The following is a 14,027-nucleotide window of genomic DNA, read 5'->3' as shown; positions in this document are numbered from 1 at the left end:
CGCGCCGACTAAGGTCGCTTGGGCGGGTATCGTGGGGATGAGGTCCCGTCTGGCGAAGATAAGAGCCGTGCGCCGTGGTGTGGCGAAGCGGACGTGGTGAGTACGGGCATATGGGGATCGACTTGCAGGATTATCAGACAACACTCAAATCGCGTGTCACGCTGTCGGGCATTGGCGTTCATAGCGGCAAGCCGGTAGCCATCCATTTCGCGCCGGCAGACGCGGATACGGGCGTGGTGTTTCAGGTTGTAGACCGAGAATTCCGCGCAATTGTGTCAGAAGTGGGTGCGACCGATCTTTGCACCTTGCTCGGCGACCCAGCCGGCCAGCACGTCGCCACGATCGAACACCTGATGGCCGCCCTGTTCGGCCTCGGTATCGACAATCTGCTGATCGAGGTCGAAGGCGCCGAAATTCCCATTCTGGACGGCAGTGCCGCGCAGTTCGTCGAGGCCATCGACCAGGTCGGCATCGAAGTGCAGGGCGTCAAGCGCCGCTACATCCGCGTTCTCAAGCCGGTGCGGATCGAAAGCGGCGCCTCGTGGGCCGAGTTCCGCCCCTATGGCGGCACGCGATTCGAGGTCGAGATCGATTTCGAAAGCCCGGCGATCGGCCGCCAGTCCTTCGCATCCGACATCAACGACGACATTTTCCGCCGCGAGATTTCGCGCGCTCGCACTTTCGGCTTCATGAAGGACGTCGAGCGCCTGTGGGCAGCCGGGTACGCGCTCGGTTCGTCGCTCGAGAATTCCGTGGTCATCGGCGACGACAACCAGATCATCAACATCGAAGGCCTGCGTTTCTCCAACGAATTCGTGCGGCACAAGACGCTCGACGCGATGGGCGACCTTGCCCTTGCAGGCGCGCGTTTCATCGGCTGCTTCCGTTCCTATCGCGGCGGCCACCGGCTGAACGCGGCTGCTCTGCGCCGTCTGCTTTCGGACCGGTCCGCCTTCGAGGTCGTCGAGACGTCGCGCCGCGAGCGCGGCCGTTCGGCCGAACTGATTGCCGTCAGCGCCGCAGTCCACGCGCCCTGGACGCTTTGACGGAGGCAATGCGCCGGATTGGTGGTGTGGCCTGGCTGCACCACTCGCCCGGCGAAATGGCATGCGCCTTGACCTGCCACAAAATTGCGCGATTGACGGCCGATAGCGTTGCCCGGCACGGCCAGTTGTGATCTATGGCCATTGCCTAAAAGCGAAACAGCGCCAAAGGGGCGAAACTCTGTGATGTCATTGATACGAGCCGATCGATCGAAATTGCGCGTGAAGCCTCTGGTTGTGGCGCTTTCGCTCATCGCTCCGACGCTTGCGCTGTCCGGCTGCATGTCGGGCGAAGCCGATGTCGATCTGGCGACCTATGTCGAGCAGACCGAACCGGCCGACGTTCTCTACAATCAGGGCCTCGCCAACCTCAATGCAGGCCGCCTCAAGGAGGCCAGCCGCAAGTTCGAGGCGGTCGATCGCCAGCACCCGTATTCCGAGTGGGCGCGCAAGTCGATGGTGATGGGCGCTTTCGCCAGCTATCGTCAGGGCTCCTATGAAGAGGCCATCAACTCGGCCAAGCGCTACCTCGCGCTCTATCCCTCGACCGACGACGCAGCCTATGCGCAATACATCATCGGCCTCAGCTACTTCCGCCAGATTCGCGACGTGACGCAGGATCAGAAGGAAGCCCGCCGCACCATCGAGGCGATGACCGAGGTCGTGCAGCGCTGGCCGGCGTCGGAATATGTCGACGATGCCAATGCCAAGATCCGTTTCGCCCGCGACCAGCTCGCCGGCAAGGAAATGCAGATCGGCCGTTATTATCTCGAGCGCCGCGAGTACATCGCCTCGGCAAAGCGCTTCCGCAACGTCATCGAGAACTACTCGAACACGCGCCACATCGAAGAAGCGCTCGCCCGTCTTGTCGAGACCTATTACGCGATGGGCCTGACTTCGGAAGCGCAGACGGCAGCCGCCGTGCTCGGCCAGAACTATCCTGACAGCCAGTGGTACAAGGATCCGTACAAGCTGCTGCAGACCAGCGGCCTTGAGCCGCGAGAAAATGCCGGCTCATGGATATCCAAGGCCGGGAAGATGTTCTCCGGCGCCTGACCAGCAATAGATGCTCTCGCGCCTGTCGATCCGCGATATCGTCCTGATCGAACGGCTGGACATCGATTTCATGCCGGGCTTGTCGGTGCTGACAGGTGAAACCGGCGCCGGCAAATCCATCCTGCTCGACGCATTGTCGCTCGCGCTCGGTGCGCGCGGCGATGCCTCGCTCGTTCGCCATGGGGCAACCCAGGGGCAGGTGACGGCCGTTTTCGACGTTGCGCGCAACCATCCGGCGCGGACGCTGCTCGCCGACAATGCCATCGACGACGACGGTGACATCATCCTGCGCCGGGTGCAGACCGCCGATGGCCGCACCCGTGTCTTCGTCAACGACCAGCCTTCCAGCGTGACCTTGATGCGCGACATTGGCCGCGCCCTGGTCGAGATCCACGGCCAGCACGACGACCGCGCGCTGGTCGATGGCGGCGCACACCGCGAAGTGCTCGATTCGTTCGGCGGCCATGTCGGCGAGGCGAGGGCGACCGCCGAGGCCTGGAAACTCTGGCGTGCGGCCGAGCAGGAACTGTCGCGCCATCGCGCCCGCGTCGAGGCTGCCGCGCGCGAAGCGGAATATCTGCGCGCCTCGGTGACCGAATTGGCGAAGCTCGACCCGCAACCGGGCGAGGAAAGTGAACTCGCCGAACTGCGTGCCTCGATGATGCGCGTCGAAAAGATCGCTTCCGAAATCCAGGACGCCCAGGACGTTTTGTCCGGCTCGTCGTCGCCGCTGCCGCAACTGGCAAGCCTGTTGCGCCGCCTGCAGCGCAAGTCGGCCGAGGTGCCCGGCCTGCTCGACGAGGTGGTGAAATCTCTCGACGAGGCGATGATCTCGCTGGATGCGGCGCAATCGGGTGTCGATGCCGCACTTCGGGCCACCGAGTACGATCCGCAGCGGCTGGAAAAGGCTGAAGAGCGCCTGTTTGCGCTGCGCGCCGCGGCCCGCAAGCACAATGTCGCCGTCGACAACCTGGCGCAGCTGCGCGACACGATGGTCGCCGACCTCGCCGACCTCGATGCGGGCGAGGGGCGGCTGCACTTGCTGGAGCAGCAGGCGAAGGCCACGCGAGATGCCTATGACCGCATCGCTGCCAGCCTGTCGGAACTGCGCACGGCGGCAGCCGAAGGATTGCGCAAGACCGTCATGGCCGAACTGCCGGCGCTCAAGCTCGAGCGGGCCGAATTCATCGTCGAGATGGCCAGCGAAGCCGACAACCGCATGCAGGAAGGCATCGACCAGGTCGAATTCTGGGTGCGCACCAATCCCGGCACGCGGCCCGGACCGATGATGAAGGTGGCGTCCGGCGGCGAGCTTTCGCGCTTCCTGCTCGCGCTCAAGGTGGCGCTTGCCGACCGCGGCTCGGCACCGACGCTGGTCTTCGACGAGATCGATACCGGCGTGGGTGGTGCGGTGGCCGATGCCATCGGCCAGCGACTGGCGCGACTTGCCAACCGTGTGCAGGTGCTTTCGGTCACGCATGCGCCGCAGGTCGCCGCGCGCGCGGCAACGCACTTCCTGATCTCCAAGAAGGGCAACACCGACAAGGTGGCCACCGGCATCCACGAGATGGACCGTCCGGCGCGCCAGGAGGAGATTGCCCGTATGCTCTCGGGTGCGACGATCACCGAAGAGGCGCGCGCCGCCGCGGAGCGGTTGCTACGCGAGAATGTTGCCGCCGCTTCCTGAGGGATGGTAGCGACGGGAACATGTCAGGAGCCTTTGCGATCCTGCTGATTTGCGTGGGCTTTTGGTGAAACCGGCTCCCCTGCACATGCTTCCTGATTTATGGTGGCGCCGCAATTTGGCCGGAGCCGCAACATGTCCGAGAAATCAGTCGATTCGCTAAGCGAGGCAGAAGCCGCGGCCGAGCTTGCGCGGCTGGCCGAAGAGATTGCCGGCCATGACCTGCGCTATCACGCCGACGATGCGCCGACGATTTCGGACGCCGACTATGATGCGTTGCGCCGGCGCAACCTCGCGATCGAGCAGCGCTTCCCCCAACTGGTACGCGAGGATTCGCCGTCGAAGTCGGTTGGCGCGGCAGTGTCGGAGAAATTCGGCAAGGTTGCCCATGTCGTGCCGATGCTGTCGCTCGACAACGCTTTTGCCGACGAGGATGTGAGCGAGTTCGTCGGCCGCATCAGGCGCTTTCTCAGGCTTGGCGCGGACGAGCCGGTGATCATCACAGCCGAGCCGAAGATCGACGGCCTGTCGCTGTCGATTCGCTACGAGAACGGCCGGCTGGTGACGGCGGCGACACGCGGCGATGGCCAGGTCGGCGAGAATGTGACGGCCAATGCCCGCACTATCGCCGACATTCCCAACGTGTTGAAGGGCGATTTCCCCGAGGTGCTGGAGGTGCGCGGCGAAGTCTATATGAGCCACGCCGATTTCGCCGAGCTCAACCGCCGCAACGGCGAGGCGGGCAAGCAGATTTTCGCCAATCCGCGCAATGCGGCGGCAGGCTCGCTGCGCCAGCTCGACACCTCGATCACGGCCAGCCGGCCGCTTCGCTTCTTTGCCTATGCCTGGGGCGAGGTGAGCGAGATGCCGGCCGACACCCAGATGGGCATGGTTGCAGCCTTCGGCCGTTATGGCTTCAAGACCAATCCGCTGATGAAGGTGTTCGACAGCGTCGAAGGCCTGCTGTCGCAATACCGGACGATCGAGGCCAATCGTGCGACGCTCGGCTACGACATCGACGGCGTGGTCTACAAGGTCGACCGCCTCGACCTGCAGCAGCGGCTTGGCTTCGTCTCGCGCTCGCCGCGCTGGGCGATCGCGCACAAGTTCCCGGCGGAGAAGGCGACGACGACTCTGCTCGGCATCGACATCCAGGTCGGCCGCACCGGCTCGCTGACGCCGGTGGCGCGGCTGCAGCCGGTGACAGTCGGCGGCGTCGTGGTGACCAACGCCACGCTGCACAACGAGGATTACATCAAGGGCATCGGCAACAGCGGCCAACCGATCCGCGAAGGCCGCGACATCCGTGTCGGCGACACGGTGATCGTGCAGCGCGCGGGCGACGTCATTCCGCAGATCCTCGATGTGGTCATGGAAAAGCGGCCGGCGGAGGCGCAGCCCTACCAGTTCCCGGCTCGCTGCCCGGCCTGCGACAGCCACGCGGTGCGCGAGGAGGGCGAGGTGGTGCGGCGCTGCACCGGCGGCCTGATCTGCCCGGCACAGGCGGTGGAACGGCTTCGCCACTTCGTCTCGCGCAACGCCTTCGACATCGAGGGCCTCGGCGAAAAGCAGATCGAGTTCTTCTTCCAATCGCAGGATCCGGCGCTGCATATCGGCTCGCCCGCCGACATCTTCACGCTCAAGCGTCGGCAGGAGGGCTCGCTCACCAAGCTCGAGAACATCGACGGTTTCGGCGCGACCTCGGCGCGCAAGCTGTTTGCGGCCATCGACGATCGCCGCCAGGTCGAGTTCTCGCGCTTCCTGTTCGCGCTCGGCATACGCCACATCGGGGAGACCAATGCCAAGCGGCTGGCCCGCCACTACGTCAGTTTCGACGCATTCCGCGCTGCCGGCACCACTGCGGTGATGCCAGAGGGGAAGGGCGACAAGGGCAACGCCGCGTGGCAGGAACTGACCGGGGTCAACGGTATCGGCGGCATCGTCGCCGAAGCGGTCGTCGAATTCTTTGCCGAGGAGCACAACCGGCAGGTGCTCGACGCGCTGCTGGCGGAAGTCACCCCGCTCGACGAGGAGCGTATCGGCGACGTGTCCTCGCCGGTATCGGGCAAGACCGTCGTCTTCACCGGTTCGCTGGAAAAGATGTCGCGCGACGAAGCCAAGGCGATGGCCGAGAAGCTCGGCGCCAAGGTGGCGGGCTCGGTGTCGAAGAAGACCGACCTGGTGGTGGCCGGGCCGGGTGCGGGGTCGAAGCTCAAGGCCGCGACCGACCTCGGCATCGAGGTCATCACAGAGGATCAGTGGTTCGAGCGCGTCGGGCAGGCGGGCTGACAGACTTCATGCGTGCACTTGCCATCGACTTCGAAACTGCCAACGAGCAGCGCAGCAGCCCGTGCTCGGTGGGCCTGGCCTGGATAGAGGACGGCGCAGTCATCCGCGTGGAAGAGAGGCTCATTCGTCCGAAGGACATGCGTTTTTCGCGTTTCAACATCGCTGTCCACGGCATTCGCCCCGAGCATGTCGAGGATGCGGCGGAGTTTCCCGAGGTGATGGAGGAGTTCGAAGACGATCTCGGCGATGCGCTGGTCATTGCCCACAACGCCGCTTTCGACATGAGCGTCATGCGGGCGACCTATGCGCTGTATGGCATCGCCTGTCCTGATATCGACTATGCCTGTACGCTGAAGATGGCAAGGATGGTGTGGCAGGACCTTGCCTCGCACCGGCTCAACGAGGTGTCGCGCCACATCGATTTCTCGTTCAAGCACCACAATGCGGCGGAGGACGCGCATGCCTGCGGCGAGGTGGCATTGGCGGTTGCGCGCAAGCTCAATGTCTCTGCGATGCGCGACCTGCCGACCAGGCTCGAGATGACGACGGGCCGTCTCCACGCCAGCGGTTACTCGCCTTGCTCGGTGAAGCGAGCCAAACCGGCGCGATAGTTTCGCTGATCGTTGGCTCAACCGAATTGATGTGACAGGCAAAGCCGGCTGACTTATTCAGACATCCGCGCAGAGCGGTGCGCGTCGGTCCGCTGCCTGCGGTGGCTATTTGACCTGCGCATCGTGCATTCCGAATATCAAAGATCGATTCTCGGGCCGATGCGCCACGGAGGCCGAATGTCTGATCGTCAAACCGAATTCTGGCAAGGTGCGCGTCTGAGCGTGCCGGTCGTGGTCGCGTCCGCGCCATTCGCGATCCTGTTCGGCGCGCTCGCCGTCGACAACGGCTTCAGCGTCGCTGAAGCAACCCTGATGAGCGCCACCATCTTCGGCGGCGCGAGCCAGCTCGTCGGCATCGAGCTGTTCGGCCAGCATGTCGCCCCCTGGCTCATCGTGCTGTCGATCTTCGCGGTTAATTTCCGCCACGTGCTCTATTCGGCGGCGATTGGCCCGCACATCGCGCACTGGCCCTGGGTCCAGCAGGCCATCGGCTATTTCTTCCTGACCGATCCACAATATGCCGAGGCCGAGCGCATCCGCGAGCAGGGCGAAAAGGTCGGCTTCGCCTGGTACATGGGCATGGCGCTGACGCTGTATGTTTGCTGGGTAGTCGAAAGCTGCATCGGCGCGCTGTTCGGCCGGCTGATCCCTGATCCGCATGCCATAGGCCTCGACTTCCTGCTGCCGATCTATTTCCTTGGGCTGGTGATGAGTTTCCGCAAGCGCCCGCGCTGGCTGCCCATCGTGGTCGCGAGTGCCGTGGCTTCGATGATCGCCTACAAGACGGTCGGTTCGCCCTGGCATGTCTCGATCGGTGCGCTCGCGGGTGTGCTGTTTGCTGCGGCAATGCCGGTGCGCCCCGGCGAGGCGGCCACAGTCGATGAAACGGCGGAGGTGGTGTCGTGAGCACGACGCTGTGGATCATCATTGCCGGTGCGGTCGCCACCTATCTGACCCGTATCGGTGGCCATCTCGTCATTTCGCGCTTCGAGCGTATCCATCCGCGTGTCGAGGCGGGCCTGAACGCAGTGCCGGCGGCGGTGCTGACCACGCTGGTGGCGCCTGCCGCACTTTCTGCCGGTCCGGCTGAACTCACAGCACTTGCGGTGGCAGCCGTTGTTTCGCTGCGCGGCGGATTGATGTCGATGTTCCTGGCGGGAGCTGCCGTGCTGATCGCCATGCGGCATTTCATCGGCTGAGCAAAAAGCCGGCCGCCGTGGCGGCCGGTGTCTTCATTGGCCCGATCAGACGATCGGTGCCGTCGCCTGTTCGAGCCAGGCCAGCGTTTCCCCGTCGAGCATCGGCCCAATTTCTGCAAGCACGCGCGCGTGGTAGGCGTTCAGCCAATCAAGCTCTTCGCGAGTCAGGAGATCGGCGCGTAGAAGGCGCTGGTCGAAGGGGGCCAGCGTCAACGTCTCGAAGCCGTGCATGGCAATGTCGCCGCCCGTGATCGCCGCGGCCTGTGTCACCAGGATCAGGTTTTCGAGACGGATGCCGTAGTGGCCTTCCTTGTAGTAGCCGGGCTCGTTGGACAGGATCATGCCCGGCAGCAGCTTCTCCATGCCTGTCTTGGCGATGCGCTGCGGTCCTTCGTGCACGGCGAGGTAGGAGCCGACGCCGTGGCCGGTGCCGTGGGCGTAGTCCAGCCCATGCTTCCACAAGGCGATGCGTGCCATGGCATCGATGTCGGCACCGCGCGTGCCGGCCGGGAACCTGGCGATGGAAATTCCGATCATGCCCTTGAGCACCAGGGTGAAGCGCTCGCGCATCTCCTCGGTCGGCTTGCCGACCGGCATCGTGCGGGTGATGTCGGTGGTGCCGTCCTGATACTGCGCGCCCGAATCGAGCAGGAAAAGTTCGCCGTCGCCGAGCACGCGGCTGGTGGCGCGCGAGACGCGGTAATGCATGATGGCGCCGTTGGCGCCGGCTCCCGAAATGGTGTCGAAGGAGACGTCGCGCAGCGGCATCTGGGTCTCTTCGCCGGTCCGGCGGCGGCATTCTTCGAGACGGGTGACGACGGCGATCTCGTCGAGCTTGCCCGGTTCCTGCCGGTCGAGCCAGCAGAGCAGTTTGGCGACCGCTGCACCGTCGCGGCGATGGGCGGCGCGTGAGCCCGAGATCTCGGCGCTGTTCTTGGTTGCGCGCGGCAGGCGAGCAGGGTCGGGTGCAGAAACCACCGTGCCGCCATTGTCCTCGATCAGGGCACGCAGCCTGTCGGCGGCAAGCACCGGATCGAGCGCGATTCGCGCACCTGATTTGGCAAGCGCCGCGACTGCGTCCTCGAGCTTGCCCGGCGCCTTGATGTCGGCGAGTTGGGTGAGATAGGCCTCTTCGGTGCGGCCGAGCTTGCGCTTGTCCATGAAGACGGCATGCGAACCATCGGCGGCCAGAACGGCAAAGCCCAGTGCCAGCGGAGTATGCGGCACGTCGCCGCCACGGATGTTGAAGGCCCAGGCGAGCGAAGACGGGTCGGTCAGGATCGCATGGGTTGCGCCTTCGTCTTCGATTGCCGCTGCAAGCCGCTTGAGCTTGTCCTTGGCGAGTTCGCCGGCCAACGCCTCGGGATGGATCTCGACGGGGGCCAGCGGCGCGTCGGGCTGATCTTCCCAGATCGCGTCGATGGGATTGCGGGCAAGCGGGACCAGCACCGCGCCGACCTTCTCCGCCGAGGCGGAAAGCGCCTTGACGTCGCCCATGGTGTGCAGCCACGGGTCGAAGCCCAGTCGCGCACCCGTGGGCAGGTTTTCCCTGATCCAAGCGGCCGGCGGGTTGTCGATCAGGTTCTCGATCGAAAAGATGCCGAGATCGACCTCGTCGCGCACCTGCAGCGTGTAGCGGCCGTCGACGAAGACATAAGCGCTCTTGCCGAGCACGATGGTCACGCCGGCCGAGCCGCTGAAGCCGGTCAGCCAGCGCAGCCTGTTCGAGCGCGGGGCAACATACTCGCCCTGGTGCTCGTCGGCGCGCGGCACGATGAAGCCATCGAGCCCGTTCTCCTTGAGCCACTGCCTGAGGAGCGCCGTGCGCGGCTTGCCGACGGAGGGATCGCCGGCTGAATCGAAGGACTGGAACATGATGGTTTCCCGGAATCTGGATTTCCGGCGAACCTATCTTTGTGCGCCACCGGTGGCAACGCCGCCAGCTTGGGCCACGATGTCAGTTCTTGAGGTGGATCGTCACCCAGCCTTCGCGGTGGAAGGTTTCGACATGGCGGAACTTCGCTGCGACATAGGCTTCGACCACCGCGTCGTGCTGGCGGTCGAGGATGCCCGAGAGAACCAGCGAGCCGCGTGGGCCGAGATGCGCTGCCATTTCAGGCGCAAGCTGCATCAGCGGCTGCGCCAGGATGTTGGCGACGATCAAGTCGAACGGGCCGCGTGCGGCGAAGATCGGATCGTCGAAGCCTGCCGCCGTTGCTGTCTCGACGTGTTCGCCGGTGCCGTTGAGGCGGACATTGGCCGCGGCGACTTCGGTTGCGACCGGGTCGATGTCGGTGGCGAGCACCGGGATGGGCGCCAGCTTGGCAACCGCAATGGCGAGAACCGCGCTGCCGGTGCCGAGGTCGAGCGCGTTGGCCGGGTTCTCCTCGGCAATGACCTTTTCGATCATTTCGAGGCAGCCGGCCGTCGTGCCGTGATGGCCGGTGCCGAAAGCGAGGCCGGCTTCGATCTCGATGGCGATCTGGCCGGGGCGCACGTCGTCGCGGTCGTGGCCGCCATGGACGATGAAGCGGCCGGCCTGGACCGGCTTCAGGCCTTCGAGCGACTTTGCCACCCAGTCGATATCGGGCAGGATCTCGCGGGCGATCGGACCGGTGTGGCCGGCATCAGTGAGGGCTGCGGCCATGCGGCGCTCGATGTCTGCAACGTCGCCGTCCGTATAGAGCGACACTTCGTGGATATCACGGTCTTCATCGACCTCGATCACCGCGATTGGCCATCCATCCTCCTCGAAAATTGTGTCGAGCGAGGCGAAGATGCGGTTTGCCGCTTCGCGGCCGGTGGTGAAATAGAGCCGTGTCTGGGTCATGTCGGGTCCGGTCGAGGAGGGTCAGCCTTCGTTCGCCAGCCGCTTGAGCTTGGCGAGCGCAGTCTCTGGGTTCTCCTCATAGGCGATGGTGCCGAAGAAATCACCCTTGCTGTCGAGCAGCAGGACCGACGCGGTGTGGTCCATGGTGTAGTCGCCGCCCTCGGTCTCGACCTTCTTGGAATAGATGCCGAAGGACTTGGACATGGCCGCGATCTTGGCCGGGTCGCCGGTGATGCCGGTGATGCGGTCGGAGACGTTGGTGACGTAGCTGTTCATCACTTCGGGCGTGTCACGCTCGGGATCGACCGAGACGAAATAGGCTCGGATGTTCTTGCCTTCGTCGCCCATCTGCTTGAGCAGGCCGTCGAGCTCGAACAGCGTCGTCGGGCAGACCTCCGGGCAGTGGGTGAAGCCGAAGAAGACGGCGCTCGGCTGGCCGCGGAAGGCGGCTTCGGTGATCTCGGCGCCCTTCTGGTCGACGAGCACGAAAGGCGCGCCGAAGGCCTGGGCGCTGTTTTTGCTGCTGTACCAGTCGAAGGTCAGCCAGCCGACGCCGGCGGCCATCAGGATCAGAATGCCGGCAAGGATCGTGCGCATCATCGAATGTGATTCCATGGTGTGATTGGTAACGGCTTCAGAAGCACCAGGACATGCCTGCTTCGACCAGTGACATGAAGATGCCGGCGTCCTTGTCCAGCCAGGAGGCAAAGGCGAGGCCGCTGGACGCCGCAAACGCCGCCAGGCCGAGCGCGATCCACGCGACGGTCTTGAGCGATATGGGCAGGGCCTGTTTCATCAACCCTACATAGCGCGCCGCGCGCTTTGCCAAAAGGGACATGTTGACGCCCTCATTCGTCCACGAGACACCATTTCGAGAGCAGGATGCATCATGATGCGGCTTGCAACGCGCTGGCCGCCGACCCAAGTGTGGGCGGACACCATTCCAGGAGGTTTCGATGCGGCTTGCCTTTTCCGTCCTTGCCCTCACGCTCGGGGCCGCGGCTCCAGCCTTTGCCCAGCAGGTGGGCGAAGTCGGCGTCGACTGGCTCGGCAACGACATCATCGTCGAGGCGATCAAAGACCCCGAGGTAGAGGGCATCACCTGCCACGTCTCCTATTTCGACCGCGGCGTGATCGACCGGCTGCAGAAGGGCAACTGGTTTGAGAACCCCTCCGATTCGGCGATTTCCTGCCGCCAGACCGGGCCGATCACCATCGGCGAGATCGATCTGGGCGAGGAAGGCGAAGAGGTGTTCAAGCAGGGCATCAGCCTGATCTGGAAGGAGCAGGTGGTGAACCGCATCTACGACAAGAGGAACGAGACGCTGATCTATCTCGCGCATTCGCGCCAGGTGCAGGACGGCTCGGCCAAGATGTCGATGACGACGGTGCCGCTTTACGGCCAGGAGGTCGTCTGGACCAAGGGCAAGCCGCAATAACTTGCGGGCGAGGTGGCGCGGGCGTAAATCCGCGTCATGGACACACCAGCAGACCTTCGCTTCAAAGACGACGAACCGCGCATCCACCCGACATCAGAGCTGAAAGGCTGCCGGCTCGGCCGTCATGTCGCTGTCGGCGAACGTGTCGTGCTGCGCGAGGTCGTCGTCGGCGACTACTCCTATTTCGAGCGCCACGCCGAGGCGATCTACACCACCATCGGCAAGTTCTGCTCGATCGCGGCCAACACCCGCATCAACGCGCTCGAACATCCGATGGAGCGGCTGACCACCCACAAGGTGAGCTACCGCCCCAACGAGTATTTCCGCTATCTCGGCGTCGACGGCGATTTTCGCGAGCGCCGCAGGGCAAAGCCGGTGAGCATCGGCCATGACGTGTGGATCGGCCATGGCGCGGTCATCATGCCCGGGGTGACGATCGGCAATGGTGCGGTGATGGGGGCGAATGCGGTGGTGACGAAGGATGTGGCGCCGTTCGAGATCTTCGTCGGCGTGCCGGCCAGGCGGCTGAAGATGCGGTTTCCCGCCGAAATCGCCGCCCGCATCGAAGCATTGGCCTGGTGGGACTGGCCGGCCGAGCGGCTGTTCGAGGCCATTCCCGACATGCAGAGCCTGCCCATCGAGGCGTTTCTCGACCGCTGGGAGGCGGCCACGGGCTGATGCCGAGGCGTCGCTGTCACAGCGGCACGGAACCGGGAGTGGATGTCGCGTGTTTTCCTTCGCCGGACGAAGGGATCTGCGATGTTCGAGAGGGTGTTCACCAGGATTGCCAACAGGGTTGCTTATGCCGCCGGGCTGCCGCTGACCTTTCTCGGCTGCTGCCTGATCGTGCTCGCATGGGCGGTCTCCGGGCCTGTGTTCGGCTTTTCCGACACCTGGCAGCTGGTCATCAATACCGGCACGACCATCATCACGTTCCTGATGGTGTTCCTGATCCAGAATACGCAGAACCGCGATGGCGCGGCGATGCAGGCCAAGCTCGACGAGCTTATCCGCGTCGGGAAGGCGCAGAACTATTTCATCGGTATCGAGCACCTGACCGAGACCGAGGTCGAGGAAATCAGACGCAAATGCGAAGAAGCGGCCAAGCGGCACGACGCGAAAGCGAGGGCAAAAGCGTAAGTGGCGCCGCGGTCCAGCTTCTGGAAGGTTGACGCTGGGCGGCCTGGGGAACAAAATCGAAGCGGGTTGGGTTTTGTGGCGTGACTGATTGGTTGGACATCCTGAAAGAGCAGGCCAAAACCGGCGCGGAGATGGCGCGTGAGGTGCCCGCGACGCTTGCCAACCCCGACATCAGCCGCGACCAGGTGAAGAAGCTGTTTGCCGCGCTTGAGCAGCAGGCCGAATTCGTCGAGAAGCTGCGGCAGGTGCTCGAGGCCAATGATTTCGAGCCCGAAGTGCTGGTCGCCGCCGAAAAGCTGGAAGACCGCTATGCCGAACTGGCGGCATCCGTTGCCGAGCGGCTGAAGGCGATGCGCGGCGGCAGCGCGCCGACCCGCCGGCAGTAAGGTTCCTCCTGCCTGAGAAGCAAGCCGGGTGCGCCTTGCGCGAACGTGCGGGCGATGTTCAGGCCGGTGCCGTGCCGCTGTGAATGACCTTCTTGATTTCTGCACGGAATCCCGGAGTGTCCTTTTCGCCATGGACCGCTACCGCGTGCTGGACGGCGGCGTTGATCAGCTCGTCCTCGGTATCGGCGGCGATCGCCACCGTGCACTTCATTTCGCTCGGGAATTCACGGCAATCGATATATTGGCGCATCGTCTTCGCCTCCCTGCGATAAAAGTTAGCGCTTGCTAATTTTATGCCTAGGACGACCAAGCGGCAACCGATATGTGGGCCCGCCAAGCGGTTCGGGCCG

The 14,027-nt window shown here is 64.2% G+C and carries 16 protein-coding genes; 11 read left to right on the top strand and 5 right to left on the bottom strand.

The features are described 5' to 3' along the window. Window positions 1–110: 110 nt before the first annotated feature. From lpxC to WHT83_RS19800, 7 genes are all read left to right on the top strand, one after another. Entirely contained in the window at window positions 111–1,046 is a 936-nt protein-coding gene (gene lpxC, locus WHT83_RS19830; protein WP_183260371.1) for a UDP-3-O-acyl-N-acetylglucosamine deacetylase, read from the top strand. A 183-nt stretch (window positions 1,047–1,229) separates the two neighbouring features. Next, entirely contained in the window at window positions 1,230–2,099 is an 870-nt protein-coding gene (locus WHT83_RS19825; RefSeq protein WP_406872161.1) for an outer membrane protein assembly factor BamD, read from the top strand. Between the two features lie 10 nt (window positions 2,100–2,109). After that, complete coding sequence (gene recN, locus WHT83_RS19820; RefSeq protein WP_406872160.1) at window positions 2,110–3,786, top strand: DNA repair protein RecN; 1,677 nt, start codon at window positions 2,110–2,112, stop codon at window positions 3,784–3,786. Between the two features lie 132 nt (window positions 3,787–3,918). Next, window positions 3,919–6,072, top strand: coding sequence for an NAD-dependent DNA ligase LigA (gene ligA, locus WHT83_RS19815; RefSeq protein ID WP_406872159.1), 2,154 nt, complete (start codon window positions 3,919–3,921; stop codon window positions 6,070–6,072). A gap of 8 nt (window positions 6,073–6,080) precedes the next feature. Continuing rightward, window positions 6,081–6,683 (top strand): 3'-5' exonuclease, encoded by a 603-nt coding sequence (locus WHT83_RS19810; RefSeq protein WP_406872158.1) that lies wholly within the window; start codon window positions 6,081–6,083, stop codon window positions 6,681–6,683. Window positions 6,684–6,860: 177 nt separating this feature from the next. Then, window positions 6,861–7,589 (top strand): AzlC family ABC transporter permease, encoded by a 729-nt coding sequence (locus WHT83_RS19805; RefSeq protein ID WP_245439346.1) that lies wholly within the window; start codon window positions 6,861–6,863, stop codon window positions 7,587–7,589. Then, on the top strand, window positions 7,586–7,882 hold the full coding sequence (locus WHT83_RS19800) for an AzlD family protein (protein ID WP_406872157.1): 297 nt from the start codon (window positions 7,586–7,588) through the stop codon (window positions 7,880–7,882). The genes WHT83_RS19805 and WHT83_RS19800 overlap by 4 nt, the downstream gene beginning before the upstream one ends. Before the next feature lie 45 nt (window positions 7,883–7,927). Here the strand turns inward: WHT83_RS19800 and WHT83_RS19795 are convergent, their stop codons facing one another. The 4 genes from WHT83_RS19795 to WHT83_RS19780 form a co-directional block, all read right to left on the bottom strand. Next, window positions 7,928–9,757 (bottom strand): aminopeptidase P family protein, encoded by a 1,830-nt coding sequence (locus WHT83_RS19795; RefSeq protein ID WP_406872156.1) that lies wholly within the window; start codon window positions 9,755–9,757, stop codon window positions 7,928–7,930. 82 nt (window positions 9,758–9,839) lie between these two features. Beyond that, window positions 9,840–10,712 (bottom strand): 50S ribosomal protein L11 methyltransferase, encoded by an 873-nt coding sequence (locus WHT83_RS19790; protein ID WP_406872155.1) that lies wholly within the window; start codon window positions 10,710–10,712, stop codon window positions 9,840–9,842. A gap of 21 nt (window positions 10,713–10,733) precedes the next feature. Next, complete coding sequence (locus WHT83_RS19785) at window positions 10,734–11,312, bottom strand: SCO family protein (RefSeq protein WP_406872154.1); 579 nt, start codon at window positions 11,310–11,312, stop codon at window positions 10,734–10,736. 34 nt (window positions 11,313–11,346) lie between these two features. Next, on the bottom strand, window positions 11,347–11,550 hold the full coding sequence (locus WHT83_RS19780; RefSeq protein WP_406872153.1) for a hypothetical protein: 204 nt from the start codon (window positions 11,548–11,550) through the stop codon (window positions 11,347–11,349). Between the two features lie 118 nt (window positions 11,551–11,668). On the opposite strand from WHT83_RS19780, the gene WHT83_RS19775 reads away from it, so the two are divergent. The 4 genes from WHT83_RS19775 to WHT83_RS19760 all read left to right on the top strand — a co-directional run bounded on the left by WHT83_RS19775 (window position 11,669) and on the right by WHT83_RS19760 (window position 13,677). Continuing rightward, window positions 11,669–12,151 (top strand): CreA family protein, encoded by a 483-nt coding sequence (locus tag WHT83_RS19775; RefSeq protein WP_406872152.1) that lies wholly within the window; start codon window positions 11,669–11,671, stop codon window positions 12,149–12,151. Between the two features lie 36 nt (window positions 12,152–12,187). After that, window positions 12,188–12,829, top strand: a complete 642-nt coding sequence (locus WHT83_RS19770; protein WP_406872151.1) for a DapH/DapD/GlmU-related protein — start codon at window positions 12,188–12,190, stop codon at window positions 12,827–12,829. An 81-nt stretch (window positions 12,830–12,910) separates the two neighbouring features. After that, window positions 12,911–13,291, top strand: coding sequence for a low affinity iron permease family protein (locus WHT83_RS19765; protein ID WP_406872150.1), 381 nt, complete (start codon window positions 12,911–12,913; stop codon window positions 13,289–13,291). 80 nt (window positions 13,292–13,371) lie between these two features. Then, window positions 13,372–13,677 (top strand): hypothetical protein, encoded by a 306-nt coding sequence (locus WHT83_RS19760; RefSeq protein ID WP_108607645.1) that lies wholly within the window; start codon window positions 13,372–13,374, stop codon window positions 13,675–13,677. Window positions 13,678–13,735: 58 nt separating this feature from the next. On the opposite strand, the gene WHT83_RS19755 is transcribed toward WHT83_RS19760, so the two are convergent. Further along, a complete protein-coding gene (locus WHT83_RS19755) occupies window positions 13,736–13,927 on the bottom strand; it encodes a DUF1059 domain-containing protein (RefSeq protein ID WP_108607646.1) in 192 nt (63 codons plus the stop codon). Between the last annotated feature and the right edge of the window lie 100 nt (window positions 13,928–14,027).

It is taken from the genome of Aminobacter sp. P9b (assembly GCF_045345995.1).
Classification (GTDB): domain Bacteria; phylum Pseudomonadota; class Alphaproteobacteria; order Rhizobiales; family Rhizobiaceae; genus Aminobacter; species Aminobacter niigataensis.
This window is presented reverse-complemented; position numbering and strand designations above follow the sequence as displayed.